Consider the following 25,705-nt stretch of genomic DNA (forward strand, 5'->3'; position numbering starts at 1 on the left):
TCCGGGCGTCAGGTCGGCCGCCATCTGCGGCACTCAAAACGCCTTTGAACAACTGATTCGGATCCTGACGAGAGATGGTTAACAAATCCTGATTCCCCTCCGCAAGCTCTATCCGTGCAATTTTTATCGAATCGCCGTAAGGTGTTGCGATGAAGCAGTTTTTCTTAGCCGCTCTCGTTCAAGCTCCATGTTAAGAGATGGACCTAACCGACTCTCGGATCTCACCGCTTTTTGAGGGCGGCAAAGCGAAGCACGTCAGTCACTCCAGACCATGACGTAATGATTAATGATGCGAGTAAACACAGAGTTAAGCCGACGACGCGAATCTGCCCCTACTTAAGGTTTTCGCAATGAAGGCTCTGGCCCAATGACAGCTCTCTCGCAATGAAGGCGCTTTGGCAATGAAGGCTCTGGCCGAGCAGATCAGCGACATCGACGCCGTGAACACCTATGGGCGTGTCGTCGGCGTGAAGGGACTCATGGTGGAGATCGCCGGGCCGATTCATGCGATGTCGGTCGGCGCGCGCATCGTGATCGAGACCGGCAACAATTACATCCCTGCCGAAGTGATCGGTTTCTCCGGCAAGAATGCCGTGGTGATGCCGTTCGCCGGGCTGGAGGGCGTGCGCCGCGGCTGCCGCGCCGTGATCGCCAATGCCGCCAATCAGGTGCGGCCGTCGCCGGCCTGGCTCGGCCGAGTCATCAATGCGATGGGCGAGCCGATCGACGGCAAGGGGCCGCTGCCGCAGGGCGCCTCGCCGGTTCCTTATCGGAACAATCCGCCGCCGGCGCATTCGCGCCGGCGCGTCGGCTCGCCGCTCGATCTCGGCGTCCGTGCATTGAACACCTTTCTCACCTGTTGCCGCGGCCAGCGACTCGGCATCTTCGCCGGTTCCGGCGTCGGCAAATCGGTGCTGCTGTCGATGCTGGCGCGCAACGTCGACGCGGCGGTGTCGGTGATCGGGCTGATCGGCGAGCGCGGCCGTGAGGTGCAGGAGTTCCTGCAGGACGATCTCGGCGAGGAGGGTCTCGCGCGCTCGGTCGTCGTGGTCGCGACGTCCGACGAACCGGCGCTGATGCGAAGGCAGGCGGCGTATCTGACGCTCGCGATCTCGGAATATTTTCGCGACGAGGGCAAGGATGTCCTTTGTCTGATGGACTCGGTCACGCGCTTTGCGATGGCGCAGCGCGAGATCGGGCTGTCGGCCGGCGAACCGCCGACCGCGAAGGGCTACACGCCGACGGTGTTCACGGAGCTGCCGAAGCTGCTCGAGCGGGCGGGGCCGGGCAGCGGCGAGGGCACCATCACCGGGATCTTCACGGTGCTGGTCGATGGCGACGATCACAACGAGCCGGTGGCGGATGCGGTGCGCGGCATTCTCGACGGCCACGTCGTGATGCAGCGTTCGATCGCCGAACGCGGCCGCTATCCGGCGATCAACGTCCTGAAATCGGTGTCGCGCACGATGCCGAAATCGGCCGACCCCGTATTCTTGCCGACGATCATGCGGGCGCGCCAGGTGATGGCGACCTATGCCGACATGGAGGAACTGATCCGGCTCGGTGCCTATCGCGCCGGTTCCAGTCCGGAGGTCGACGAGGCGATCCGGCTGCACGAGCCGCTGGAGGCGTTCCTGCGCCAGCGCAAGGACGAGGTCTCGACGCTGCAGAACGGGTATCGGGAGCTGGAACAGATCCTGGGGCGCTTGGAAACGGAAAGCTAACTTTGTCGGGTAATCATCCCCTCCATGTAACGAGCCTAGTCGGCGAGCCCAGCAAGGGCGGCCGGCCCTGTCCCGCGCCGTACACGGGACTTCTGGGGAGTATGAGTCGATGAAGTCGCGCGAAACGCTGATCCGTCTAAAGAAATTTCAGGTGGATGAGAAACGCCGCCGGGTGACGCAGATCGAGGGCATGATCGCTGACTTCCAGCGCATGTCGGCTGAGCTCGAGCGGGAGATCCAGACCGAGCAGGAGCGGGCCGGCATCAACGACCCGACCCATTTTGCCTATCCGACCTACGCCAAGGCCGCGATCCAGCGCCGGGAAAACCTGACGCGCTCGGCCGACGAGCTGCGCACCCAGCTCGAGGACGCCAAGGCCGCGTTGTCCGAGGCGTTCGAGGAAATGAAGAAGGTCGAGCTGCTCGACGAGCGTGACCAGGCCCGCGAGAAGGCCGAGGAGAGCGCCCGCGAGCAGGCCGACATGGACTCTATCGGCCTGATGCGCGCCCGGCTCGGCGTCATCGCCTGAGCCTGTCGCCGTCACGGCTGTCGCTTTCGAAAACCCGGGCCGCGAGGTCCGGGTTTTTCGTCGCGCCCGCCCCGGTGGAGAGTTGCCCAGGACTTGTGCTACGGGAGGACGTAGGCTCGAACGAGGGAGTGGGGCGATTTTCGGGGACGCTGAATGCTGACGCCGGCAGAGCTGGTCTGGTTGCTTGCCGCTGTTGCCAAAGGGGACGAGGCCGCCTTCGAGCGCCTCTACGCGGCGACGCGCGCGAAACTCTATGGCGTCGTGCTCCGTATCTTGCACCGACAGGACCTCGCCGAGGAGGTCGTCCAGGAGACCTATGTGAAGGTCTGGAACAACGCCGCACAGTTCAACCCGGCCGTTTCTTCCCCGATCACCTGGATGGCCGCCATCGCTCGCAACCGCGCCATCGACTTGGTGCGAAAGCGCGGTGAGCTGTCTTTGGAGGATGAGCCCTCCGCGCTGGAGGTTGCGGCCGAGACGCCGGATCCGCTGGCGCGCCGCGAGATGTCGGAGGAGCTCAAGCGTCTTTTGGAATGCGTCGGCCAGCTAGAGCCCGACCGCCAGAAGCTCGTGCTGCTCGCCTACTATAACGGCTGGAGCCGCGAGCAATTGGCGACCAAGTTCGAGGCGCCGGTGAACACGGTGAAGACCTGGCTGAGGCGGAGCATGATGGACATCCGCCAATGCCTCGGTCTCGGATGAGGTGCTGTTGGACCGGCGAGAGACCTTGTAGGACGTGACCTGGACCTGTGATGGCGTATAGCGAAGACCATATCGCGCTGGCGGCGGAATACGCGCTCGGGACGCTCGACGCCGCCGAACGGGCGCAGGTCGAGACCATGATGGCGGTCGACAAGGATTTTGTCGCGCTGGTCCAGGCGTGGGAATTTCGCCTCGGTCCGCTCAATCAGATGGTCGGGCTGGTCGAGCCGCGTCCCGAACTGTGGGAGCGCATCAAGGCCGAGATTGCGCGGTTGCGCGCGACCGCGGAGAGCGCGCCGGCTGGACAGGTGACGATCGTCGAGGCTCCGGTCGTTGCCGCTCAGCCCGAGCCCGCGCCTCCCGAGGTCCCGCCTGTCGAAGCGGAAGCTGCGCCGATCCATGCGTCTCCCGTCAGCGAACCAGAGCCTGAGGTCGCGGCGCCGGTCATCACGCCGACACGCAGCACGTTCGCGGCTGGCGAGATCGCGAACGACGACACCAATGTCGTTCAGCTTTCGTCCAAGGTCCGGCAATTGCGCGCGGTTGCCAACATCATGACCGCGCTCGCGGCCGTGCTGCTCGCGCTGGTCGGTGTCCAGGTTTACCGACCCGACCTCCTGCCGCGGCCATTGCAGCCGAAGCCGCGGATTCAGACTGTCGAGGTCAAGGTGCCGGTCGCGCAACCCTCCGCCCAGTTCGTTGCCCTCCTGCAGAAGGACGCGGCGTCGCCGGCCTTCATCCTGACCGTCGATGCCGCCAGCAAGAGCTACACCGTGCGCCGGGTCGGCGCCGCGCCGGAGCCGGGCAAGAGCTTCGAGCTGTGGCTCGTGTCCGACAAGCTGCAGAAGCCTCGGTCGCTCGGCGTGATCGGCGGCAGCGACTTTACCAGCCGTCCCGTTCTCTCGTCCTACGACGCCGACACCGTCAACCGCGCAACCTACGCGGTCACGGTCGAGCCGGAGGGCGGGTCGCCGACCGGGCAGGCGACCGGGCCGATCGTTTTCACCGGCAAGCTGATCGAGACGGTGCCGTCGGCGCGGTGATTCAACGCCCACAAGAGAAAACGCCCGTGGGGAGCGGGCGTTTTCAGTAGTCGACTTGGGGTTGGGTCTACTACATATCCACGCGGCCAGTTGGGGGGCTGTGAGAACCGCGTGAATTCCGGGAATTCCTGTCAGCGAACCACCGACATCTCCGAGCTCGTCACCACGACCGGCTTACCGGCCTTGAGGACCTTTGCCGTCTGCGCGTAGTTCGGCTCCGCATTCAGTCGGGCGGAGATGCCGAGGCCGGCCACTGCGATGCCAGCCACGAGCGCAACCACCACGATCTTGAGGTGGGTCGTACGATCCGCGCTGTAAATCGAGTGGTTCATGGAAGCCTCCTGCCGTCTTCCGTCCTTCGCTGATTCGTGTGAGCCGGGGGCTTTCCGGTTCATCGTCTCGCGTGAACTAACGTAGGAAACCTCAATTCTGTTTCGTAGGCCACATCACAAGTGTGTGATAAGGCGTGATGCTTCGCGATCGAAAGTCGATAAAATATGAATTTATATAGCTATATCAATAACTTGATTTGTTGTTCGGTATGCGGATGAAATTTCAGCCACCTAACGCAAAATTAAGAATTCGTTTGCCTGTGGCGGTAAAGCAAGGGGTGGTCCGCCGGTAAAAACGGCAAAAGCCGACGCCTCGCGCCGGCCCCGCCGATCAAACGCGCCCGGAATTCTGCGGTTCCGCAACGCCAGCCGTCACACGCTCCCCACCGTCTTCAGCCGCGCGCGCGGATGGATCTCGGCCTGCGACAGCACCGTGGTCTGGGCGCGGAAGCGCTCGACCAGCGAGCGGACGAACGGCCGGATCGCCGCCGACGTCACCAGCACCGGCGATTCGCCCTCGCGCGCGGCGCGCTCGAACGCATCGCGCGTCGCGGTCATGAACTCCGACAGCTTCGACGGCTGCATCGCGAGGCTGCGCTCCTCGCCTTGGCCGATCAGCGATTCCGCAAACGCCTGCTCCCACCTGGCCGACAGCGCGATCAGCGGCAGGTAGCCCATCGGCGAGGTGTTCTGGGCGCAGATCTGGCGGGCGAGGCGGGCGCGCACGTGCTCGACGATCGTTGCCGGGTTGCGCGAGAACGCGAGCGCGTCGGCGATGCCTTCGAGGATGGTCGAGAGGTCGCGGATCGAGATGCGCTCCGATAACAGCAGTTGCAGCACGCGCTGGATGCCGGAAATCGTGATCTGCGTCGGCACGATGTCCTTGACCAGCTCGCTCTGCTCCTTCGGCAGCTCCTTCAGGAGCTTCTGCACCTCGCCGTAGGACAGCAGGTCGCTCATATTGGCCTTGAGCAGCTCGGTCAGGTGCGTCGACAGCACGGTCGCCGCGTCGACGACCGTGTAGCCCTTGAGCGTCGCCTCTTCCTTCAGGCCGGCGTCGACCCAGGTGGCGGGCAGGCCGAAGGTCGGCTCCGTCGTGTGGATGCCGGGCACCGCGACCTGGTTGCCGCCGGGGTCCATGACCATGAACTGGCTCGGCCAGATCTTGCCGGAGCCGGCGTCGACCTCCTTGATCTTGATGATGTAGGTGTTGGCCTCGAGCTGCACGTTGTCGAGGATGCGCACCGACGGCATCACGAAACCCATCTCGATCGCCAGCGACCGGCGCAGCGCCTTGATCTGGTCGGTCAGGCGGTCGGTGCCGTCGGGTGCGTTCACGAGCGGCAGCAGCGCATAGCCGAGCTCGATCTTGAGGTCGTCGATCTTGAGCGCGGCCGAGATCGGCTCCTCGGCGGCCGCGGCGGTGGCAGCCGCCGCCGGCGCTGCAGCCGCGGCGACCTCCTCGGCCTTCGCGACCTCCTTCTGCTTGCGCGCCTTGAGGGCGAGCGCGGCGGCGCCGCCGCCGAGCGCCAGGAACGGAAGGGTCGGGATGCCCGGCAGCAGCGCCAGCACCAGCATCACGGCGGCCGACATGCCGAGCGCCTGCGGATAGCCCGAGAACTGCTTGATCAGCGCCTTGTCGGCGGCACCGCTGACGCCGGCCTTGGAGACCAGGAGGCCCGCGGCGGTCGAGACGATCAGCGCCGGCACCTGGGTGACGAGGCCGTCGCCGACGGTCAGCGTGGTGTAGGTGCGGGCGGCCTCGGCAAAGCCGAGACCCTGCTGGGCGACGCCGATGATGATGCCGCCGATGATGTTGATGAAGACGACGAGCAGGCCGGCGACCGCGTCGCCGCGGACGAATTTGGAGGCACCGTCCATGGCGCCGAAGAAGCCGCTTTCGTCCTCCAGCTCCTTGCGCCTGATCTTGGCGACCTTCTCGTCGATCAGGCCGGCGGAGAGGTCGGCGTCGATCGCCATCTGCTTGCCGGGCATGGAGTCCAGATGGAAGCGCGCCGCGACCTCGGCGATGCGGCCCGAACCCTTGGTGATGACGACGAAGTTCACCGTCACCAGGATCGCGAACACGATGATGCCGATGACGAAATTGCCGCTCATCACGAAGTTGCCGAACGCCTCGATGACGTGGCCGGCGGCATCGGTGCCCTCGTGGCCACGCGACAGGATCAGCCGGGTCGAGGCCAGGTTCAGCGACAGCCGGAGCATCGTCGAGATCAGCAGGATGGTCGGAAAGGAGGAGAATTCCAGCGGCGCCTGGATGAACAAGGCGGTCATCAGGATCAGGATCGACAGGGTGATCGAGATCGCCAGGAACAGATCGAGCACCAGCGAGGGCAGCGGCAGGATCAGCACCACCAGGATGGTGAGGATGCCGAGCGCCAGCGCGATGTCGCCGCGCAGGACTGCTGTCTTGAGGTCAGCGAATGAGAACCCGCCGGCCGGAGATCCGACCCCCTGACCCGCCGTGACGTCGACCATGGCTTTCGCCCCTTCCCGCGGGCCGCGTGTGCCGGCCCCAAACGACTGCGCGACGGCCGCAGGGCCGCCGTTCCGAAACTGAGGTACCGCGCCGGCGTCCACGGAAGGTCTCCTCCGTCAACTGCACCCAACCACGACACGCACATTCCACCCGGCAATTTTTGCCCGGTGGTTGGTTAGCGTTCGGTTAATGGCGGTTAACAAAGGGTTGCGGGGGCAGGAGAGCGGGCGCACTTGGCGAGCCAGGCGCTGGTCTGCATCGGTCGGTCTCCTGCATCGGCTTGGTTGGCGTGCGCCCACGGTCTCGCGGCGCCGCGCGCCCGAGTTGTGCGTCAGGTCCGCCCTCGATCGGATGGAGGGCGCAGGGAAGGCCGGGCGCTGGCCGCGCCCGTGGCCCGCCTGCAGCAAAAAAAGCAGGCGGCAGTCACCACAGGTCTGGCCGAAACACCCGGCCTTCCCTGCGCGACGGTTGGAACGGCTTATACGTGGTCTCCCTGGTGCGCCGGGCTTGTTGGCCACCATCACAGGCGCAATGCGTGAGCACCGCCACCCGCTTGATACCAGCGTCGGGGTATCAGGACCGCACGACTTCGCCGTGCGCAACGAACCGTTCGTCCGCGCGGCCATAGGCCACGCTGCGATTCCCTGCGCCCATCGCATCCCACCTCCCACGTCTCGTGACGGTCGCGACACGCCCCTCCGGCGGAAGCAGGATGGGAGATCATATACACGATTTCGGAAAAAATGAAACAAGAATATTTCGCCAAATCAAAATTCAGGTTTTCTGCTGACCCGGGTCTCGGCTCTTGCGCGTCGTCCGGTTGCGCGCGTGGCGCCGAGCAATGTGTCGATATCGTGCGTGTCGCGCGGCGCGCGGCATCAAGTTTTTCTGATCGCTGCGATCAGCGTTTGCGATTGGCGGCGGGGGATGCTGCTCTTTAGAAGGCTTCTAAATTGAATTCAGGAGAACCGAAAATGCGTCGACAGAAGCTCCCCCATGGTCTGCGGCTGACAGCGACGGCCGCTGGCCTGGCCGGGCTTGCATCGCTCATCGCGGTCGCCGCGCCCAGGGCGGAGACGCCGACACCGACCCCGGCGCCAGCCTACCTGCCGACCGTCAGCGACCTGATGATCGCGACCATCCAGCCGCGCCATCTCAGGCTCTGGATCGCCGGCCATAGCGGCAACTGGGCGTTCAGCGCCTATGAGCTCGGCAATCTCAAGGGCGCGTTCAACCGCGTCAGCCGGGCGCAGCCACTGGTCGAGGGCAATTCGTTTGCCGACATGACGACGGCCGTGACGCAGCAGCCGTTCGACGAACTGGCGCAGGCCATCAAGCAGAAGGACATCGGCCGCTTCGAGCGCTCCTATGCCGACCTCACCGCCGCCTGCAATTCCTGCCACCAGGCGCTCAATCGCGCCGCCGTGGTCATCAAGGTGCCGCAGACCGCCAGCGTTGCCGACCAGGACTTCACGGCCGGTGCGGAGTGACAGCAGGGGGACGGTGAGGCACGATCGGTCACGCGCCGTCCGGCGCTGCTGCCGGCCGGGGCCACGCGTGCGGATCAGCGAGGCGTGATCGACCCCTCGGTTTGTTGCGTGGGTTGATTCCAACCCGGAGAGATTGTGCCAACTCCGGGGGGGATGCGCTTTCCGGCGTCGCAGATCGGCGAAGTGCTCACATCCTCTCGCCTATAGCTTCACAACGATCTTGCCGAAGTGCGAGCCGGACCGGAGACGGGCGAACGCTTCGGGAGCGTCGTCAAAGTCGTAGACCCGATCGACGATCGGGTGGATCGCGTGTTCGGCCAGGAATCGATTCATGGCCGTGAAATGTTCGACCGAACCCACGGTGACGCCGATGATGTCGGCATTCTCCCACTGCAGGCGGGCGAGGTCGGGCTTGGGGCCGAACCCCGTCAAGACACCGATCTGGACGATCTTGCCACCCGACGCGACCGACCGCAGCGATCGGTCGTAGGTGCCGGGGCCGCCGAGCTCGAGGACATGCGTGGCGCCTTCGCCGTCCGTCGCTTTCATCACGGCCACATCCCAATCGGGCGTGTCGCGGTAGTTGATCAGGATCGAGGCGCCGAGCGCCTGGGCGCGGGCGAGCTTCTCATCCGAGGACGAGATGACGATCGCGCGCGCGCCCAGCGCGGCCGCGAACTGAAGGCCGAACAGCGCGACGCCGCCGGTTCCCTGGACCAGCAGCGTGTCGGCCTTGCCCATTCCGCCACGGGTGATGAGGCCGTGCCAGGCCGTCACGCCGGCACAGGGCAAGGTCGCGGCTTCGATCGACGTGAGGTGCGCCGGCACGGGGACCAGCGCCGTCGCCGGCAGCACCACGTACTCCGCCAGCATGCCATCCATCGTGCTGCCGCCGAGGGCTGACGGAACATAGCTCGCCTTGAACGGCCCGGAAATCCAATCGCGAAAGAACGATGCGGCCACACGGTCGCCCGGGCGCCATTGAACGACATCGGAGCCTACGGCATCAACGATGCCTGCGCCGTCGGAGAGCGGGACGCGGCGGTCGAAACCGCCTTCACCCGCTCGGTCGAGGATCAGGAGGTCGCGGTAGTTGAGACTTGCCGCCTCGACCCGAATGCGGACCTCGCCAGGGGCGGGTTCAGGTTTGATGACGTCGGTGCGCACCAGGCGACCCGCGCCCGCATGGCCATTCAAATGATAGGCTTTCATCGTTGCTCCCGTCACAAGGGGACTCCACTTGGATGAGCACGATCTGTAAGGTCTGACAGCGCTGTCAGGGTCAAGAGGTTTTCAGGTGAAGATCGGCGAACTTTCCCGGAGGACGGGAGTCAGCATCCGGATGCTGCGTTACTACGAGGACGAAGGCTTGCTTGCGCCGCACCGAACCTCGTCCGGTTACCGCGACTACGGGCCGGCGGACGAGGAAGCCGTGCGCCGGATCAAACTGCTCGGCTCCGCCGGCATGACGCTCGAGACGATCAAGCAGTTGCTCCCCTGCGTGCGCAACAACCGTCCAGATTTCAGGCCTTGCGACAATTTGCGAAGAATACTGGCGCAGCAGGTCGGCATCATCGATCAACGCATCGAGGCACTCAGCCAGAGCCGGACGATTCTCGCAGGCTTCATCTCGAGCGTGAACTGATCGCCGGATATCGAATGTCGACCGTGGGCGACGGATCGATCGAAGACGTCGACATTCACTCGCCCGCCCAGGGGGACCCGCATGAAGCTCTATTCGTTCTGGCAGTCGCTGGCGAGCTTTCGCGTGCGCATCGCGCTCAACCTCAAGGGCATCGCCTATCAGCAGGTCGCGGTCGATGTCGACCGGCAGCAGCATCGCGACGAGGCCTATGCCGCGCTCAACCCGCAGATGGCGCTGCCGGCGCTGGTGCTCGACGACGGCACCGTGCTGACGCAGTCGCTGGCGATCCTCGAATATCTCGACGAAGCCTGTCCGGGCGCTGCGCTGCTGCCTGCCGATGCCAAGGGGCGCGCGCGGGTGAGGGCGCTGGCGGCGATGATCGCCTGCGATGCGCATCCGCTGACGACGCCGCGGGTGCAGCGCTATCTCACCGAGGTGCTGCACGTGGACGACGCGGCGCGCGCGGCCTGGCTCAGGCACTGGGCGTCGGAGATGCTGGTCGCGATCGAGGCCCAGCTTGCAGGCCATGTCGCGACCGGCCGGTTCTGCCATGGCGATGCGCCGACGATGGCCGACATCTGCCTCGCCGGCCACGCCGTCTTCGCGCGCAATAAAGGCCTCGACCTCGCCGCGACGCCGACGGTGCAGCGCGTCGTCGAGGCCGCGATGGCGCTGCCGGCGTTCGCGTCCGCCCATCCGCTGGCGCAACCCGACACGCCGGCGGCGCTGCGCCGCAAGCCGGCGGTGTCGTAGTCGACGCCACGACCATCGGCGCTATCGCGCCGGCTGGCCGCCGTCCCGCTTCATCCAGTCGCGGAACTGCTCGAACAGGACCCTGGTCTCGTCCTCGCTCATCCGCCGGCCGCCGGTCGGCGCCCGCGTGCTCATCCACTCGTCGAACTGCTGCTTGATGGCGGCGCCGTCGGCCTGCGGCGGGCGCGTGCTGGCCAAAAGCTCCTCCGCGGCGCGGAAGCGGGTCCAGCCGGGCAGCGAGGAGGCGAGGTTGATCTCGTTCCATTTCGGATGGAACGGCGGCTGCTTGAACTGGTCGAACCGCTTGAACAGATAGTCGACGAAGCGCGCGACGCGGCGGTAGCGCTCGGTCTCCGGCGGCCAGTTGTAGACCGCCAGCACCTGCGGCACGCCGATCGTCTCGACGCTCTCGCCGGGCTTGAGCAGATTGGGATAGTCCTGCGAGGTCAGCTTGGTCGGCACGTAGTAGTCCTGCAGGCTGCGCGCAAACGGAATCGGAAGGAAGTGGAAGCCCGGCTCGGGCTTGAACTTGGCGAACAGGTCGGTCGGCTTGCCCGTGACGTGGACGACGCCGGCGATCTCGCCACTGCGCATCTTCTCCAGCGCCACCGAATTGTTGATGAACACCTTTTCCGCGCCGATCTTGAGCCGGTCGAACACGATGCCGCCGGTGAGGTTGGCGGCGCTGCCCACGGTGTTGAAGGAGACCTTCTTGCCGGCGAGATCCTCCAGCGTCCTGATCTCCGGGCGGACGTAGACATGCATCTCGTTGATGTAGAACGAGCAGATGTAGCGGATCCGGTTCTTGATGTTGGCGAGCGTGCCGTTGCGGACGAACTCGTCGAGCACGTCGGCCGAGGTGATGGTGACGTCGACGCCGCGCAGATACAGCAGGTCCTCGATGTTGCCGAGCGCGCCGTAGGTCACCATCGGCAGCACGCGCAGGTTCGGGCGGTCGTCGAGCACCTTGGCCATCTCGGCGGCAAAACGGATGTTGGTGCCTTCGAGCAGGCCGCCGGCGACGCCGACCGTCCATTCGTTGGACTCCTGCAGCTTGCCGCCTTCGCCGGCCGCAGCGGCCGTTGCCGCCGCCGGCCTTCCGGTCCGCGCCGTCTGTGCCATGGCCGGCAGCAACGGTGCCGCCAGACTCAATCCCGCCGCAACGACGCAACTCAACAACGCGACCCGCATGCCCCAAATTCCTCCGTTGCCGGCCACACGGCGATCGCGAGGCGCGGCCGATTTTCGCGCATTATCTCCTTGGTTGAGGAATGAGGTCTACTACTCGCCGGTTGGGCGCAACCGGAGCTGCTGCGAGGCGCATCCTCGCCACCAAAAAGCCATGGGCTTGATTGCGCCTTGGTCTGGACGGAGAAACGCCGTGGTATCAGTCCGAGAGTCGTCGCCTCATCGCACGCGGCCAAAATGGCACAGCGGAAATCGATGCAGCTTGCGGTTGCAGGGGGCGGTCGAAGCCGGACGTTCGTGCGATCGGTCGTCGAGGGCTGCTGCGAGATCGAGGCCTTGGCACGGCGCGATCAGGCGCCGGCCTTGCTTCCCTTGGCGCAATAGTCCCGCCAGAACTGCCGATAGCCGGCTTCGACGCAGCGCGTGTAGTTGGCGACGTCGCCAGCCGCCGAGCGCGCGACCAGGCCGGGTAGTTCGGGCCGCAGCTTCACCAGCAGCTCGGGCTGCGCGGCAAAGCTCTTGGCGATCCGGATGTAGCCGTCATCATCGCCGGCGACCCAGTCGGCGAGGCCGGCCGCGGTCAGGATGCCGCCGGCGGCGCGCGAGGCCGCGCCGGCGCCGAGCTTGGCGACGACCGGCACGCCCATGTAGAGCGATTCGAACGTCGAGATGCCGCCGTTCTGCGGGAACGGGTCGAGCGAGATGTCGATGCGCTCGTAGGACTTGAGATGCTCGACGCGCTCGCTGGCGCCGAGGCAGAGGATGCGCGCCTCGGGCACGCCGTGTGCGACGAAGCGGGCGAGCAGCCCGTCGCGCACCGCGGGATCGTTCAGCGCGAGATGCTTGACGACGAGCTTCGCGTCAGGGATCTCGGCGAGCAGCCGCGCCCACAGCGCGATCGCCGCGTCGGAGATCTTGTCGATGCGGTTGTAGACGCCGAAGGTGACGTGGCCGTTCGTCAGCATCGGCAGCGGCGACGGCGGAACGTCGAGCACCGGATCGATCGTGATCACCGAGGGCAGGTCGTGGACGTGCTCGGCGAACAGCGGCCGGACGCTCTCGGGCACCGTGACCGGATCGGCGAAGAAGTAGTCCATGGTGGCAAGGCCCGTGCCGGTGCCGCTGCCCCAGGCCGTGACCTGGATCGGCGCCGGCTTGCGCGCGAACACCGGCATGCGCGTGCCCGTGGTGTAGCCGGAGAGATCGACCAGGATGTCGACGCCGTCGGCCTGGATGCGGTCGGCGAGCTCGTCGTCGGACAGGCTCGAGGCCTCGACCCAGACGTCGGCGATCGACTGGAACGTCGCGGTGTAGGAATCGTGCCGCGGCGAGGTCGAGTAGCAGTTGACCTGGACCTGCGTCTTGTCGTGGCCGCGCAGCACGGGCAGGAAGGCGAAGGCCGCCGAATGCATGCGGAAGTCGGCCGAGACGTAGCCGACGACGATGCGCCGGTCGGGATCGAGCGAACGCGGCGCAAGTTTGCGGCGCGGGAATTTGGAGCCGACCGCCATCCACCAATATTGCCGCGCCGCCTGCTGGACCGCGAAGTCGGCGCCGGGCAGGAAGTCGAGATAGAAGATCTTCTTGGTGATCGCCTCGTCATAGTCCGGCTGCACCGCGAGCGCCTGGTCGAACTGGGCGATGGCGCCTGCGACGTCGCCGAGCCGGCCGCGACAGGCGCCGAGCAAAGTGAGCGCGACCTGCGCCTTCGGATTGGTGTCGAGCACGCGCTTGCAGGCGGCCATCGCCTGCGCGACGTTGCCGTTGAGGATGCAGATCTGCGCCTTGCCCTGCCATCCCAGTTGCAGATTGGGATCGAGCGTCACGGCGGCGTCGAAATCGGCTTCGGCTTCCGCCGTGCGTCCGGAGATCATGTAGAGCCGGCCGCGATGCGCCCGCAGCTCGGCGTGGGCCGGGCGTGCCGCCAGCGCCGCATTGAAGGTCGCTTCCGCCAGCTCGAAATGGTGCAGCTCGAGATGGGCGAGGCCCTTGTTGACCGTGGCCTCGAAATGGTTCGGGTTGAAGGCCAGCGCGCGCTCGGCGCTGGCGGCAGCGGCGTCCCACCGCCGCAGCATCAGCTCGGCGACGCTGCGATTGCACCAGGCATCGACGTCGTCCGGCTTGAGCTCGAGGGCGCGGGTCGCGGCCGCGAGCGAGGCCTCGCCCTGTCCGAGCCGCAGCAGCGCGATTGCGAGGTTGCGCAAGGTGATCGGCGCATTCGGGCGCAGCGCCAGCGATCGCTCCAGCGCGGCGCGCGCCTCCTCGTAGCGCTCGCAATTGATCAGCGCCCAGCCGAGATTGGACTGCGCGTCGGCGGAATTCGGCTCCATCGCGACGGCCTGCGTCAGGAAGGCGGTGGCCTCGGCGAAGCGCGCCGATGACACCAGCGACACGCCGAGCAGATGCATGGCATCGAAGCAGCCGGGGACCTCCTGCAGCAGCTTCGCGCACAGCGCCTGCGCCTCCGCCTGGCGTCCGGCCTGGAAGGCCTTGTACGCCGTCGTCAGCTGCGTCTCGACGAGCTTCTTCTGCTTCTTTTCCTGCCGCGCCTTCTGGAAGGCGCGCGAACCGACGGTGCTCAAGGACTTGGGTCTCCGGACAGACAGGACGGCATGGCGTCGGACGCCGCAGCGGCGCGCTGCGGCCGGCAACCGGCCCGCCGCCATGCCCGGCGGCAGCAAAGCCCAGGATGTCCTGTGGTCGTCCGGTCGCCGGCCACGCGCAGCGCGACGCGGCGAAGCTTGCCCGCGCCATGGTTAGCAAATGGTTAACGGCACGATGGCGAACGGTCTTTGCGCCCGAATGACAGGGGCAGCTCGCGTACGGCGGATCAGCGCAGCGTGATCCGCCGCTTGCGGATGTCGCGCCGGGCTATAGGGGTCTTGCCAAGCTGTGCGCTGTCCACCTGCACAACATTGCAACGCACGCTCACTCGGTGCAGCCGTCGACCAGCACCAGCCGGCTCGTCGTGGTGCGGTGCCGGATCGCGAACAGCTCCTGGATGTCGGGATCGCTGAGAAAGCCGGTCGCGTTCTGCCGCGACGGGAATTCGAGGATCACCATCCGCTCCGGCGTCCAGTTGCCTTCGACCGGAGTCGGCATCGCACCTTGCACGATATAACGGCCGCCGTGCCTGGCGATGAAAGCGGGGATCGCCTCGATGTAGACCTTGAATGCTGCGAAGTCGTGAACGGCGAGATCGAGGACGAGATAGGCTTTCATGGCATGCTCCGCGCAGGGAGCCGCGATCATACGATCCGAACTTGGAAAGCAAACCGGCCACCGGTTCGTGGCCTGATCCATCCGCACGTCATTCCGGGCTCGCGCTGTCCGGCGACGTCGTCGCCGCGCGCGCCCCGGAATGGCGGTGGAGAAGGGGACGGCTCGAAACGCTGCCGCCTACTTGCCCTTCTCGATCTTGGTCACCGTGTAGCCGGAGGCGTCCTCGACCGCCTCGAACTTCACCTTGTCGCCGGCCTTGAGGCCTCTCAGCAGCGCAGCGTCCTTGACGCGGTAGACCATGGTCATGGCCCCGTCCATGCCAAGACTCTTGGCCGGGCCGTGGTGGAGCGTGATCTTGGCGTTGGCCTCATCGACCTTCTTGACGTCGCCGCTGATGGCCTCGGCGGCGAGGGCAGGGGTCGCGAGAGCGAGAACCAACGCGGCGGCGGTCGCGAGCTGAGAGAACGACTTCATGATGTGTTTCCTTCTACTGGTGAACTCATGGCGAGGCGTAGGGCGGATGACGCGGCGATGATCCGCCCTACGCGTTGTCGGGACGGCTTCATCCGTCACTTCACGGCGACGTGGCCGGTCATGCCGTACTCGCGGTGGTCCGGGATCAGGCAGGAATATTCGAACGTGCCGGGCTTGGTGAACCGCCACAGCAGCTCGGCGGTCTTGTTCGGCGCGAGCCGGGCGCCGTTGGGCTCGTCGTGCTCCATATGCGGGTGCTTCTTCATGACCGCGGCGTGCTTCAGGTTCTCGGCCTTGGTGGCGAGCAGGAACTCGTGATCCTCCTTGCCGGTGTTGCGCAGCACGAAGCGGATCTGCTCGCCGCGCTTCACCTCGATGCGCGCCGGCGTGAACTCCATCTCGCTCAGCAGCACCTCGATGGTGCGTGACGGCTGTTTGGGATCACCCGGCTCACCGGCGGAATAGCCGCGCGATCCGTGCTGCTCATGGCCACGGGCCGGTGCTACGATCAGAGCGGCCGCCGCCATTGCGCTGATCGCGAATGCAGTCTTCATGGATATCTCCTGATGGTGGTCGTCGGTTGATGCGGTGTTTGGTGAATTCAGCGCTGGGTGCGGACCTGCGTCGGTGTGCCGTCGCTTCGCCGCACCGGCTCCGGCGCGCTTGCGACCTCATAGGCCACAGTGCCCTTGGGAAACTGATACGGGCCGGGATCGCGGTAGTCGTCGCGGGCGAGGCCCTCGCGCACCTTCACGGTCGTGAACATGCCGCCCATCTCGATCGGCCCGAACTGGCCGCTGCCGGTCATCATCGGCAGCGTGTTGTCGGGGGCCGGCATCTCCATGTTGCCCATCGCCATGCCGGTGTTGCCCATCACCATGCCGTCGGGCGCGAGCTTGCCGACGGCGGCGGCCAGCTCCTTGCGCGGTACGCCGATCAGGTTGCGCATGTCGTGGCCCATCGCATTCATCGTGTGATGCGACTTGTGGCAATGGAACGCCCAGTCGCCGGGGTTGTCGGCGGTGAAGTCGAGTACGCGCACCGCGCCGACCGGCACGTCGGTCGTGGTCTCCGGGAATTGCGCCGTTTCGGGAAGCCAGCCGCCGTCGGTGCCGATCACCTTGAACTTGTGGCCGTGGAGGTGGATCGGATGGTTGGTCATGGTGAGATTGCCGATGCGGATGCGGACGCGATCGCCGAGCCGCACCGGCAAGGAATCGATGCCGGGAAACACCCGCGCATTCCAGGTCCACATGTTGAAGTCGGTCATCTCGTTGACCTTCGGCAGATAGCTGCCGGGCTCGATGCGGTAGGTCGACATCACGAACACGAAGTCGCGGTCGACCGGCGGCGGCAGGTTGTCGCGCGGATGCACGACGATCATGCCCATCATGCCCATCGCCATCTGCACCATCTCGTCGGCGTGCGGGTGATACATGAAGGTGCCGGCATGCTTCATCTCGAACTCGTAGACGAAGGTCTTGCCGGGCTTGATGTGCGGCTGCGTCAGGCCGCCGACGCCGTCCATGCCGCAGGGCAGGATCACGCCATGCCAATGTACGGTGGTATATTCCGGCAATCTGTTGGTGACGAAGATGCGGAGCTTGTCGCCCTCGACCGCCTCGATGGTCGGGCCCGGCGATTGGCCGTTGTAGCCCCACAGATGCGTGGTCATGCCGGGCGCGAACTCGCGTGTGACCGGCTCGGCGACGAGATGGAATTCCTTCCAGTCGCCGTTCATGCGGAACGGCAGCGACCAGCCGTTGAGCGTGACCACGGGCTGATAGTCCGGGCCGGCGCTGGGATGCAACGGCGGCTGCATCACGGCCTTGTCCATGGTCGGCGCCTCCGGAATGGAGGCAGCCTGGACGCGGCCGGAGACGGCGGAGGCGCCGGCCAGCGCCGCGGAGCCGAGCAGGGTTCGGCGGGACAACATGTTGGCTCTCCTCTCAGTCGTTGCTTGGCGCGAGCGCGCTCGCGGTCTGCTGTGCGCTGTCTTCGCCGCTCGCGACTCCGCCGTTGACGGCGGCCGACAGCTCGGCCTCGGCGAGGAAGAAGTCTCTGACGGCGTCGATCGCGGCGCGGCGCGAGGCCAGGCGCTGCCGCGCCTCGAGCAGCAGCGCGAAGATGTCGACCTGCATGCTGGAATAGCGCAGCTGCATCTCCTCGCTGATGATCCGGCGCAGCGGCAGCACCTCGCGGGCGTAATGGCCGGCGATGTCGAAGGCCGCGCGGTAGCTGCGATAGGCGTCGCGCGCCTCGGAGCGGACGGTGACGGCGCGCTCGGTCAGGCGGTTGAAGGCGATGTTGTAGGTCTCGGCCGCCTGCCGCACGCGGACCTCGCCGCCGTCGAAGATCGGGATCTGGAACTGCACGTCGTAGCCGCGTTCACGGATGATGCGGCCGTCGGGCTCGACGGTCTTGCGGTCGAGGCCGGCGAGATCGAGCAGGGTGACGAAGCGCGTGGCCTCGCTGAGCTGCAGCGCGGTGGCGAGCGCCGTGAGCTCGAGGCGGGCGACCTGCAGATCGATGCGATGGCCGACGGCATCGGCCTCGACGAAGGGCTGGCTCAGCGGGCGGCGCGGCAGCGCCGGCAACCGATCGGGCAGGCGGAAATTCAGATCGTCGCCCCACAGGCCCATCAGACGGATCAGCCGCTCGCGGGCGCTTCCTGCGGCACGGCGGGCGGTGGCGAGCTCGGCCGTGGTCTCGGCATAGAACACCTGCTCGCGCGCCTGATCGAGCCGGTTGAGCGCGCCGGTCTCGCCGAGCTTCGAGGCGAGCTTCGCGGTCGCCTCCGCGGCCGATTGCGCCTCGACGAGCAGGGCCACCAGCTCGTTGGCGGCGACGGCGCGCACATGCGCGCGGCGGACCTCCGCGGCGAGCCGCAGTGTCGCCAGCGCGGCCTTCAATTGTGCCTGGCGAAACCGCTCGCGCGCGATCTCCGAGCGCAGCGGCAAGGTGGCGAGCGCCAGGATGTCGCCGGCGACCTGACGCTCGGCCTCCAGCGCGCCGTCGCCGCTGATGCGCATCAGGGAGAAGGTCGGGTTGGGCGGCAGGCTGGCCTCCACCATGTCCGCCTCGCTGAGCGCGAGGGCGTTGTAGGCGGCCTGCAGGCCCTTGTTGTTGAACAGCGCGACCTGCACGGCGGCATCGGCCGACAAGGGCCGGGCGAGCAGCCGGCGCGTCGCAGCGCGGACGCGCTCAGCATCGTCATCGCCTCTCACCGAGGCGACCTCCTTGCCGGTGATGTGGCCGGCGATGTCCGCGACGGCGCTCATGCCGCCGTCCGGCGAGAACGAGGCGCAGCCTGCGAGCGCAAGTGCTGCGGCGAGCGCCGCGAGCCTGATGGTCCCCTGCATGTGGCGCTCCTTAGCGGCTCGGCTCAGGGCGCGGTGCGCCGGGGTCGGTGCGCTGGCCCCATGCGGCCGGCGCGGCCGGGCGCAGCGGCGTGTAGGGCCTGACGACGCCCGACATGCGCACGGGCGCAGCGTTCGCCGCCGGATCGGCCGGATCAGCCCCGGCTAACGCGACCGTGCGCGGCTGGCAGGCGGCGAGGCTCGTCGCGGCAAGCAGCGTCAATGCGCCGGCGACGACGGAGAATGGCAGGCTGCGCCGCGCCGGACATGCGGCAGCGGGCGTCGCCCTGGATTGCGACAACATGAGGTATCCTTGGTCTGATGAAACGCGAGCGGCCGCGCGTCATTTGCGCGCGAAGCCGGGGTCGTTCGCTCAGGCCAGGACGATGGGGGGACGGTACAGGCGCGGCGGCGTGCGGCTGGGCAGGCCTTCGTCGCGCGCAACGACGCCGATGGCAGCGAGGCGGGCGGGGAGGGCGACTGCCGGCAGCGTGGCGGCCAGGCCCACGGCGCACATCATGGCGCAGCACGGGCCTGGCATCTTGCCATGATCGTGGTGCGACGGTGCGGGAGCTGGAGCGTGCATCCCGGCGTCTGCGACAGGGTGATCATGATGATGGACGTGCGCCGCAATTGTCTGTGGCATCGCCGTCATGACCATCTCGTGGCGAGCCGTATCATGAGGCGAGACCACGGCGCCAACGACGGTCTCGTCGAGACAGGGCGCCGCCCCCGCGCCGAGCGCGAGCGCCACGCCGGGGCTGACCACGCAGACGAGGTAAGCAAGGACGAGCAGCCGTCCCGCCACCATCAGCATCTTCCGTGTCAGTCCAAACGACATGCGCGGCCAATCACTCCAACCCGGCGCGCAACCTAATGATAAAGCGTTGCGCCGCCAAGAGGGCCGAACCGTGATCGTGCAGATCCCTCCTGTTGCGCTGCTTCTGCATGCCCATTGCCGCAGCAATGTGGCTTGACCTGATGCGGTGCGGCAACGAAGTTGCTGAAATCGTGCACGGACCCAATACAAGATTCGAGGAAGCGCCTCATTTCATTCCGGACTCGCGCCAGGCCTGGGCGCGGCTGGCGCTTGCGCTCGTCATCGGTTCCATCGGCGGCGCGGGGATGTGGACCGTCGTCGTCGTCCTGCCGGTCGTGCAGGCCGAGTTCGCCGCCAGCCGCGGCGCGGTCTCGCTGGCCTACACGCTGACGATGTTCGGCTTCGGCCTCGGCGGCGTCATCGTCGGCCGGATCACCGACCGCTTCGGCATCGTCACCGCAATGGCGCTCAGCATCGCGACGACGGCCGCGGCCTATCTGCTCGCCGGCGCCTCGGTGACGCTGTGGCAGTTTCAGGCGGTGTATTTCCTGGTCGGGCTCGGCTCGTCCGTCACCTTCGCGCCGCTGATGGCGGAGGCGTCGCACTGGTTCGTGCGCTATCGCGGCCTCGCCGTCACCATCGTCGCCTCCGGCAACTACGTCGCCGGCACGGTATGGCCGCCGCTGGTGAATTGGGGCGTGCAGCAGATCGGCTGGCGCGCCAGCCATGTCGCGCTCGGTGTGTTCTGCGCGGTGACGATGAGCGCGCTGCTCCTGGTGTTGCGCGCCCGCATGGATGGTGCCGGCGCGCAGAATCATGCCAGCGCGGCGCCGCCGCAACTGGAGTTGCCGATCTCCACCAATGCGCTGACGGTGCTGCTCAGCGTCGCCGCGATCGCCTGCTGCGTGGCGATGGCGATGCCGCAGGTGCACATCGTCGCCTATTGCGGCGACCTCGGCTACGGCGTCGCCATCGGCGCGCAGATGCTGTCCTTGATGATGGCGCTCGGCATCGTCAGCCGGATCGGCTCCGGCTTTCTCGCCGATCGCATCGGCGGCGTCAGGACCTTGCTGATCGGCTCGCTGGCGCAGGGTTTTGCGCTGCTGTTCTATCTGTTCTTCGACGGCCTGACGTCGCTCTATCTGATCTCGGGCATGTTCGGCCTGTTCCAGGGCGGTATCGTACCGAGCTATGCGATCATCGTGCGTGAGGCGATGCCGGCGCGCGAGGCCGCCACCCGGGTCGGCATCATCATCTTCGCCTCGGTGTTCGGCATGTCGTTCGGCGGCTGGGTCTCGGGCGTCATCTTCGACGCCACCGGGTCCTATTCGGCGGCCTTCGCCAACGGCGTCGCGTGGAATGGTCTGAACCTGGCCATCGTCGTGACGCTGCTCATCCTGGCACGACGGCAACACCGGCTGGCAGCCTGAAACAAGAGGCGTTGCACGAGAGCCACAGCCGGAGCCCAATATCCGGCTTATATGCACGTCGTCATACAAAATCCCGGCGGCCGCCGCAAATCGATCGAATCACGTCACGCAACTATGGAACTCGATCGGAGCCGATCGCGGCCATTTGGCCTCGGGCGCGCTCCGCATCGCGAGGTTGGTTGTCGCGAGGTCTCAGCCGAGGCCGCGGTCGCCCGTCGCATGCCTGACGCAGGCAGGCCTCGAGGTGAATGCTCCGGACGGGTCGAGAACGCTGCGGCGGCATCGCGATGGTGCAGGAGGCCGTTGCGCTATGTCCATCGTCACGAAGGCAGCTTCGCAAGTCGCGCTCGCCGCGCTCGCAGCCGGACTTATGCTGAGCCAGGCATCGGCGCAGGCCTGGCCGCAGCTGCAACAACAACCGCCGCAGCCGCCGCGCCCGGCAGCGACCCGCTCCATCATCGTGCCCGTCGCCCCGGCCGCCCGGCCGAACGGCGCGCCCGTGATCCCCGCGCCGCCACGTCCCGCCGGCCTGCCGGCGTCGCTGTCGCCCGCGCCCGGCAGCGGGCCGGACGTGTGGCGGCTGCCCAACCCGACCGACGTCAACGACGGCACCGTCACCATCATCACCGCGCCGGCCGGGGGCGCCACCTCCGTGTTCGGCTCGGACATGGCGCGCGTGCTCGATGATCAGACCAACGTCCGCGTGCTGCCGGTGCTCGGCAAGGGACCGGTGCGCAACGTCTCGGATATTCTGTTCCTGAAGAGCATCGACATGGGCGCGGTCGCCGCCGACGTGCCCGAATTCTACCGCCTGCAATACGGCATTCCCGACATCACCTCGCAACTCCGCTACATCGCGCGGCTCTATCACAACGAGATCCATGTCATCGCGCGCTCCTCGATCCGCTCGATCTTCGATCTCAACGGCAAGCGCGTCATCGCGCCGACCGATGTCGGCTTCTATTCCGCGCGCGTGATCTTCAACCGGCTGGGCCTGACAGCGTCATTCGACTACGCGACCGATGACGCCAAATCGATCCAGAAGCTGATCGATGGCGACGCCGACGCCTACATCGTCTCCACCGGCAAGGTGTTCCAGCTCGCCCGCAACATCAGGAACGACAACCGCGCCCTGCATCTGGTGACGATCCCCTACGACCGCCGGCTGCAGGACCTCTATCTGCCGACGACATTGTCCTCCGAGGAATATCCGAACCTGCTCAACCCCGGCGAGACGATCGAGACGGTGGCGATCGGCATGCTGCTCGTCAGCTACAATTGGCCGGAGAATACCGAGCGCTACCGAAAGGTGGCGCGCTTCGTCGAGGCGTTCTTCGCCAACTACGACGAGTTCATGAAGCCGCCGCGGCATCCGAAATGGCGGGAGTCGAGCATCGTCGCCGCGATCCCGAACTGGAAGCGGTTCAAGGCCGCGGACGAGTGGCTGCTGGCGCACAACATGGTGCCGCGACCGCAGGTCGCCGACGTGCGCCAGACCCAGTTCGAGAGCTTCGTGCGCCAGAGCGGGGGACAGCTGTCGAACGATCCGGCTGAGCGCAGCGCTCTGTTCCGCCAGTTCCTGCAATGGCGCCAGCAGCATGGCGGGCCGCCGACGCCGTCGCGCTGAGCTGTCAGCTCGCGGTTGTCTACTTCGCGAGCTCTTTCGAACGCGCCGTGGCCGCGGCGACCGCCTTGGTCAGCAGCGGCTGGAAGCCGTCGGCTCCCATCAGCACCGACAGCGCCGCCGCTGTGGTGCCGCCCGGCGACGTGACGTTCTGGCGCAGGGTGGCGGACGGCAGGTCCGATTGGCGCAGCAGCTCGCCGGCGCCCGACACGGTGTGGCGCGCGAGCTTCGTCGCCAGGGACTCGGGCAGGCCGGCGGCGACGCCGGCGCGGGCGAGTTCCTCGGCGAGCAGGAACACATAGGCGGGCCCCGAGCCGGACACGGCAGTCACCGCGTCCATCAGCGCCTCCTCGTCGACCCATTCCACTGCGCCGGTGGCACGCAGCAGCGCGTCCGTCAGCCCCCGCTGCGCGGCGCTGACGTTGCCGGCCGGCACGGCCACGGTGATGCCGCGGCCGATCGCGGCGGGCGTATTCGGCATCGCGCGCACGACCGCGCCGCCGATCGTTTGCTGCAGGCCGGCGATCGTCGTCCCCGCCATGATCGACAGCACCAGCGTCGCGTCGCCGACCCACGGCTTCAAGGCGGGGCCGGCGTCGGGGAACATCTGCGGCTTGACGGCAACGATGACGACCTCGGCCGGCGCAGTTGCCGTCGGATTGAGGCGGACGCCTCGGGCCTTTAGCGCCGTGATCTCGGCCGACGGCATCGGCTCGATCACGACCACGCGCGCGGGATCAAGGCCGCCGGCCAGCCACCCGGTCAGCATCGCCCCGCCCATCTTGCCGGCGCCGGCCAGCACGATGGTGCCGGTGAGCTGATGAAGCAGGTTGTTGTCCGCTGATGTCACGACGCACTCCGCTGTCGTCCCTGCGAAAGCAGGGACCCATAACCACCGGCGGTTCTAGTGGAGCAGGGGCAGAGCGACAAGCGTCGCGCGCCACACGGACATCACGCGGTATGGGTCCCTGCGTGCGCAGGGACGACACCGCGTGTGATGGAGCGGCGGCGGCTTACGCCTCGCCCTCTGTATCGAACAGCGCCGCCGCCATGGCCTCCTGGGTCGACTTGCCGGCCCAGACCACGAACTGGAAGGCCGGGAAATAGCGCTCGCAGGCGTGGATGGCGCCCGCCAGCATGCTCTCGCATTGCAGTCCCGACGCGGTGATCCCGCCGGGCAGCACCAGGGCCTGGCGGTGCATCACCATGCCGGTGTGGGTCCAGATGTCGAAATGGCCGAGCCAGAGCTGCTCGTTGATCGCGGCGATCAGCCGCTGCACCTCGGCGCGGCGCGCCTCGGGAATCTTCATGTCGAAGGCACAGGCCAGATGCAGCGCCTCGATCTCCGCCATCCAGGTGAAGGAAAGCTGATAGTCGGTCCACTGGCCCTTGGAGGCGATCGTGATCTCGTCCTCGCCGGAGCGCTCGAACATCCAATTATTGTCGGCCGCAATGGTCTCGACCACGCTCAGCGGATGATCTGCGGAATCGATAGTGCTTTCGAGCAGGGACATGCCGTCTCGACCTCGTCTTCTTGATCTCGTTGGTACATACGCGGCGACCCGGCCCACGCCCTCTCGGCGCTTCGCGACCCGGCTTGCAGTCCCGGAGGTACCCCGAGGCGTGCGAGGACAAACTGATGTGATTTGCGGAATCTGCGCAACGGGGGGGCGAGTCCGTCCACAGCCAAACACCGCTTCGTCCACAACTCCTGTCCGGCCTGTGGAATCATCGGCGAACGAGAACAAAACGGAATCGGACACGCCGCAGCCGCTCGGTCTGAGGTGATTTGGCCGCGGGAACGGCCGTGAGCGGCTGCATGGCCGCCCGTCGCGGACCGCGGGCGTGAGGCCTTGCCGCAGCCGCCGACCGCCTGCATAGTTCATTCAGGCCGTCCATCCGGGCGGCCGATGTTCTCAGGGCGGGGCGAAATTCCCCACCGGCGGTAAGCGTTCTCGGTCGAGCGCGAGCCCGCGAGCGCTTTCTCGGCAAGGCACGGTCTGGAGAATTCTGTTCTCCGGAACGCGTCGCGCAGAGAAGGGTCAGCAGATTCGGTGCGATTCCGAAGCCGACGGTCACAGTCCGGATGAAAGAGAACGGGTCCCGGCACCCCGCGCAATCCAGCGTGGGGGCGTCGTCGTTCCGTGTGCCCTGATTCTGGTCTCTGACGAGGACAACCATGAATCAGATGTTGCAAGACGCGCCTACTGATACGCCCACCGACACCATCACCGCAGGAACGTCGCCGCCGGCGGATACGTCGGTCGCGTCACCGCCCGACGAGTCGCCACCGGCGCCGTCGCATCCGCGCTTCAGCAAGCCGCAGCGCGTCGCCTTCGTGCAATCGGCCTGGCATCGCGATGTCGTCGCCGAATGCCGTCTGGCCTTCCTCGACGAGATCGAGGCGCGCCACATCCCGCGCGATCGTGTCGACATCTTCGAGGTGCCGGGCTCGTTCGAGATCCCGCTGCATGCGCAGCTCCTGGCCAAGACGCGGCGCTATACCGCCATCGTCGCGGCCGGGCTCGTCGTCGACGGCGGCATCTACCGCCACGAATTCGTCGCCGACACCGTCATCAAGGCGCTGATGGACGTGCAATTGCGCACCGAGGTGCCGGTGTTCTCCGCGGTGCTGACGCCGCAGCAATTCCACGAGACGCAGGCGCATTTCGAGTTCTTCCGCAAGCATTTTGCGACCAAGGGCATCGAGGTGGCGACCGCCTGCGCCGAGACGCTGCTGAGCCTGGAGCGGCTGCGCAGCCAGGTCGCGGCGGGGATTATCTGAGGCGGACGGTGTGTGGCCGGTCACGGCCGGCCACACATGCTTCAGTGTCGGGAGCCGAGGTCTCACCGCGACGGCGGCCTGCTCC

24 protein-coding genes and 1 riboswitch are annotated in these 25,705 nt (G+C 66.7%); of the genes, 10 read left to right on the plus strand and 14 right to left on the minus strand.

Annotation, left to right across the window (positions count from 1 at the left end):
* Positions 1 to 401 precede the first annotated feature (401 nt).
* From fliI to QW861_RS24010, 4 genes are all read left to right on the plus strand, one after another.
* The gene (gene fliI / locus QW861_RS23995) at positions 402 to 1,724 is read left to right on the plus strand and encodes a flagellar protein export ATPase FliI (protein ID WP_315714035.1); all 1,323 of its coding nucleotides are present in this window, start codon (positions 402 to 404) and stop codon (positions 1,722 to 1,724) included.
* Between the two features lie 109 nt (positions 1,725 to 1,833).
* Complete coding sequence (gene fliJ / locus QW861_RS24000) at positions 1,834 to 2,253, plus strand: flagellar export protein FliJ (RefSeq protein WP_315714036.1); 420 nt, start codon at positions 1,834 to 1,836, stop codon at positions 2,251 to 2,253.
* A gap of 153 nt (positions 2,254 to 2,406) precedes the next feature.
* Positions 2,407 to 2,955 (plus strand): sigma-70 family RNA polymerase sigma factor, encoded by a 549-nt coding sequence (locus QW861_RS24005; protein ID WP_315714037.1) that lies wholly within the window; start codon positions 2,407 to 2,409, stop codon positions 2,953 to 2,955.
* A gap of 50 nt (positions 2,956 to 3,005) precedes the next feature.
* Entirely contained in the window at positions 3,006 to 3,998 is a 993-nt protein-coding gene (locus QW861_RS24010; protein ID WP_315752691.1) for an anti-sigma factor domain-containing protein, read from the plus strand.
* Positions 3,999 to 4,129: 131 nt separating this feature from the next.
* Here QW861_RS24010 and QW861_RS24015 read toward each other — a convergent pair whose 3' ends face one another.
* The gene (locus QW861_RS24015) at positions 4,130 to 4,330 is read right to left on the minus strand and encodes a hypothetical protein (protein WP_315714039.1); all 201 of its coding nucleotides are present in this window, start codon (positions 4,328 to 4,330) and stop codon (positions 4,130 to 4,132) included.
* A gap of 372 nt (positions 4,331 to 4,702) precedes the next feature.
* Positions 4,703 to 6,829, minus strand: a complete 2,127-nt coding sequence (flhA, locus tag QW861_RS24020) for a flagellar biosynthesis protein FlhA (protein ID WP_315714040.1) — start codon at positions 6,827 to 6,829, stop codon at positions 4,703 to 4,705.
* A gap of 975 nt (positions 6,830 to 7,804) precedes the next feature.
* On the opposite strand from flhA, the gene QW861_RS24025 reads away from it, so the two are divergent.
* A complete protein-coding gene (locus QW861_RS24025) occupies positions 7,805 to 8,320 on the plus strand; it encodes a cytochrome family protein (RefSeq protein ID WP_315752692.1) in 516 nt (171 codons plus the stop codon).
* A 201-nt stretch (positions 8,321 to 8,521) separates the two neighbouring features.
* Here the strand turns inward: QW861_RS24025 and QW861_RS24030 are convergent, their stop codons facing one another.
* On the minus strand, positions 8,522 to 9,532 hold the full coding sequence (locus QW861_RS24030) for an NAD(P)-dependent alcohol dehydrogenase (protein WP_316169356.1): 1,011 nt from the start codon (positions 9,530 to 9,532) through the stop codon (positions 8,522 to 8,524).
* An 85-nt stretch (positions 9,533 to 9,617) separates the two neighbouring features.
* Between QW861_RS24030 and QW861_RS24035 the strand changes: the two genes are divergently transcribed.
* Positions 9,618 to 9,965, plus strand: coding sequence for a MerR family transcriptional regulator (locus QW861_RS24035; protein WP_315752694.1), 348 nt, complete (start codon positions 9,618 to 9,620; stop codon positions 9,963 to 9,965).
* A gap of 81 nt (positions 9,966 to 10,046) precedes the next feature.
* The gene (gene maiA / locus QW861_RS24040) at positions 10,047 to 10,718 is read left to right on the plus strand and encodes a maleylacetoacetate isomerase (RefSeq protein ID WP_315752695.1); all 672 of its coding nucleotides are present in this window, start codon (positions 10,047 to 10,049) and stop codon (positions 10,716 to 10,718) included.
* Positions 10,719 to 10,739: 21 nt separating this feature from the next.
* Here maiA and QW861_RS24045 read toward each other — a convergent pair whose 3' ends face one another.
* The 9 genes from QW861_RS24045 to QW861_RS24085 form a co-directional block, all read right to left on the minus strand.
* A complete protein-coding gene (locus QW861_RS24045) occupies positions 10,740 to 11,909 on the minus strand; it encodes a TAXI family TRAP transporter solute-binding subunit (protein ID WP_316186709.1) in 1,170 nt (389 codons plus the stop codon).
* 347 nt (positions 11,910 to 12,256) lie between these two features.
* Positions 12,257 to 14,488: a tetratricopeptide repeat protein gene (locus QW861_RS24050; protein WP_316193554.1), complete on the minus strand. Its 2,232-nt coding sequence runs from the start codon at positions 14,486 to 14,488 to the stop codon at positions 12,257 to 12,259.
* Positions 14,489 to 14,834: 346 nt separating this feature from the next.
* Positions 14,835 to 15,128: a DUF1330 domain-containing protein gene (locus QW861_RS24055; RefSeq protein WP_316169352.1), complete on the minus strand. Its 294-nt coding sequence runs from the start codon at positions 15,126 to 15,128 to the stop codon at positions 14,835 to 14,837.
* Between the two features lie 177 nt (positions 15,129 to 15,305).
* On the minus strand, positions 15,306 to 15,602 hold the full coding sequence (locus tag QW861_RS24060) for a copper-binding protein (protein ID WP_316169351.1): 297 nt from the start codon (positions 15,600 to 15,602) through the stop codon (positions 15,306 to 15,308).
* Between the two features lie 95 nt (positions 15,603 to 15,697).
* The gene (locus tag QW861_RS24065) at positions 15,698 to 16,156 is read right to left on the minus strand and encodes a cupredoxin family protein (RefSeq protein WP_316193555.1); all 459 of its coding nucleotides are present in this window, start codon (positions 16,154 to 16,156) and stop codon (positions 15,698 to 15,700) included.
* A 47-nt stretch (positions 16,157 to 16,203) separates the two neighbouring features.
* Positions 16,204 to 17,538, minus strand: coding sequence for a copper oxidase (locus QW861_RS24070; RefSeq protein WP_316193556.1), 1,335 nt, complete (start codon positions 17,536 to 17,538; stop codon positions 16,204 to 16,206).
* A 13-nt stretch (positions 17,539 to 17,551) separates the two neighbouring features.
* Positions 17,552 to 18,964 (minus strand): TolC family protein, encoded by a 1,413-nt coding sequence (locus tag QW861_RS24075; protein WP_315752702.1) that lies wholly within the window; start codon positions 18,962 to 18,964, stop codon positions 17,552 to 17,554.
* Positions 18,965 to 18,974: 10 nt separating this feature from the next.
* Entirely contained in the window at positions 18,975 to 19,265 is a 291-nt protein-coding gene (locus QW861_RS24080) for a hypothetical protein (RefSeq protein ID WP_316193557.1), read from the minus strand.
* A gap of 69 nt (positions 19,266 to 19,334) precedes the next feature.
* Positions 19,335 to 19,802 carry a hypothetical protein gene (locus QW861_RS24085; protein WP_316193558.1) on the minus strand — a complete coding sequence of 156 codons (468 nt, stop codon included), beginning with the start codon at positions 19,800 to 19,802 and terminating at the stop codon, positions 19,335 to 19,337.
* Between the two features lie 170 nt (positions 19,803 to 19,972).
* Here QW861_RS24085 and QW861_RS24090 point away from each other — a divergent pair, with 170 nt between their 5' ends.
* Positions 19,973 to 21,211, plus strand: a complete 1,239-nt coding sequence (locus QW861_RS24090; RefSeq protein ID WP_316169349.1) for an MFS transporter — start codon at positions 19,973 to 19,975, stop codon at positions 21,209 to 21,211.
* A 310-nt stretch (positions 21,212 to 21,521) separates the two neighbouring features.
* The gene (locus tag QW861_RS24095; protein WP_315752705.1) at positions 21,522 to 22,838 is read left to right on the plus strand and encodes a TAXI family TRAP transporter solute-binding subunit; all 1,317 of its coding nucleotides are present in this window, start codon (positions 21,522 to 21,524) and stop codon (positions 22,836 to 22,838) included.
* A 19-nt stretch (positions 22,839 to 22,857) separates the two neighbouring features.
* Here the strand turns inward: QW861_RS24095 and proC are convergent, their stop codons facing one another.
* Both proC and QW861_RS24105 read right to left on the minus strand, forming a co-directional pair.
* Complete coding sequence (gene proC, locus QW861_RS24100) at positions 22,858 to 23,685, minus strand: pyrroline-5-carboxylate reductase (protein WP_315826166.1); 828 nt, start codon at positions 23,683 to 23,685, stop codon at positions 22,858 to 22,860.
* A gap of 163 nt (positions 23,686 to 23,848) precedes the next feature.
* Positions 23,849 to 24,349 carry a YbjN domain-containing protein gene (locus QW861_RS24105; RefSeq protein WP_315714059.1) on the minus strand — a complete coding sequence of 167 codons (501 nt, stop codon included), beginning with the start codon at positions 24,347 to 24,349 and terminating at the stop codon, positions 23,849 to 23,851.
* A 394-nt stretch (positions 24,350 to 24,743) separates the two neighbouring features.
* A riboswitch (FMN riboswitch) is annotated at positions 24,744 to 24,937 on the plus strand.
* A gap of 77 nt (positions 24,938 to 25,014) precedes the next feature.
* Between QW861_RS24105 and QW861_RS24110 the strand changes: the two genes are divergently transcribed.
* Positions 25,015 to 25,620 carry a 6,7-dimethyl-8-ribityllumazine synthase gene (locus tag QW861_RS24110; RefSeq protein WP_315752707.1) on the plus strand — a complete coding sequence of 202 codons (606 nt, stop codon included), beginning with the start codon at positions 25,015 to 25,017 and terminating at the stop codon, positions 25,618 to 25,620.
* The last annotated feature ends 85 nt before the right edge of the window (positions 25,621 to 25,705 follow it).

It is taken from the genome of Bradyrhizobium sp. SZCCHNRI1029 (genome assembly GCF_032487555.1).
Taxonomy (GTDB): Bacteria; Pseudomonadota; Alphaproteobacteria; order Rhizobiales; family Xanthobacteraceae; genus Bradyrhizobium.

Coding starts and splice junctions, on each gene's coding strand:
- fliI (WP_315714035.1), top strand. CDS start 402: ATGAAGGCTCTGGCCGAGCAGATCAGCGACATCGACGCCGTGAACACC.
- fliJ (WP_315714036.1), top strand. CDS start 1,834: ATGAAGTCGCGCGAAACGCTGATCCGTCTAAAGAAATTTCAGGTGGAT.
- QW861_RS24005 (WP_315714037.1), top strand. CDS start 2,407: ATGCTGACGCCGGCAGAGCTGGTCTGGTTGCTTGCCGCTGTTGCCAAA.
- QW861_RS24010 (WP_315752691.1), top strand. CDS start 3,006: ATGGCGTATAGCGAAGACCATATCGCGCTGGCGGCGGAATACGCGCTC.
- QW861_RS24015 (WP_315714039.1), bottom strand. CDS start 4,330: ATGAACCACTCGATTTACAGCGCGGATCGTACGACCCACCTCAAGATC.
- flhA (WP_315714040.1), bottom strand. CDS start 6,829: ATGGTCGACGTCACGGCGGGTCAGGGGGTCGGATCTCCGGCCGGCGGG.
- QW861_RS24025 (WP_315752692.1), top strand. CDS start 7,805: ATGCGTCGACAGAAGCTCCCCCATGGTCTGCGGCTGACAGCGACGGCC.
- QW861_RS24030 (WP_316169356.1), bottom strand. CDS start 9,532: ATGAAAGCCTATCATTTGAATGGCCATGCGGGCGCGGGTCGCCTGGTG.
- maiA (WP_315752695.1), top strand. CDS start 10,047: ATGAAGCTCTATTCGTTCTGGCAGTCGCTGGCGAGCTTTCGCGTGCGC.
- QW861_RS24045 (WP_316186709.1), bottom strand. CDS start 11,909: ATGCGGGTCGCGTTGTTGAGTTGCGTCGTTGCGGCGGGATTGAGTCTG.
- QW861_RS24055 (WP_316169352.1), bottom strand. CDS start 15,128: ATGAAAGCCTATCTCGTCCTCGATCTCGCCGTTCACGACTTCGCAGCA.
- QW861_RS24060 (WP_316169351.1), bottom strand. CDS start 15,602: ATGAAGTCGTTCTCTCAGCTCGCGACCGCCGCCGCGTTGGTTCTCGCT.
- QW861_RS24065 (WP_316193555.1), bottom strand. CDS start 16,156: ATGAAGACTGCATTCGCGATCAGCGCAATGGCGGCGGCCGCTCTGATC.
- QW861_RS24070 (WP_316193556.1), bottom strand. CDS start 17,538: ATGTTGTCCCGCCGAACCCTGCTCGGCTCCGCGGCGCTGGCCGGCGCC.
- QW861_RS24075 (WP_315752702.1), bottom strand. CDS start 18,964: ATGCAGGGGACCATCAGGCTCGCGGCGCTCGCCGCAGCACTTGCGCTC.
- QW861_RS24080 (WP_316193557.1), bottom strand. CDS start 19,265: ATGTTGTCGCAATCCAGGGCGACGCCCGCTGCCGCATGTCCGGCGCGG.
- QW861_RS24085 (WP_316193558.1), bottom strand. CDS start 19,802: ATGTCGTTTGGACTGACACGGAAGATGCTGATGGTGGCGGGACGGCTG.
- QW861_RS24095 (WP_315752705.1), top strand. CDS start 21,522: ATGTCCATCGTCACGAAGGCAGCTTCGCAAGTCGCGCTCGCCGCGCTC.
- QW861_RS24105 (WP_315714059.1), bottom strand. CDS start 24,349: ATGTCCCTGCTCGAAAGCACTATCGATTCCGCAGATCATCCGCTGAGC.
- QW861_RS24110 (WP_315752707.1), top strand. CDS start 25,015: ATGAATCAGATGTTGCAAGACGCGCCTACTGATACGCCCACCGACACC.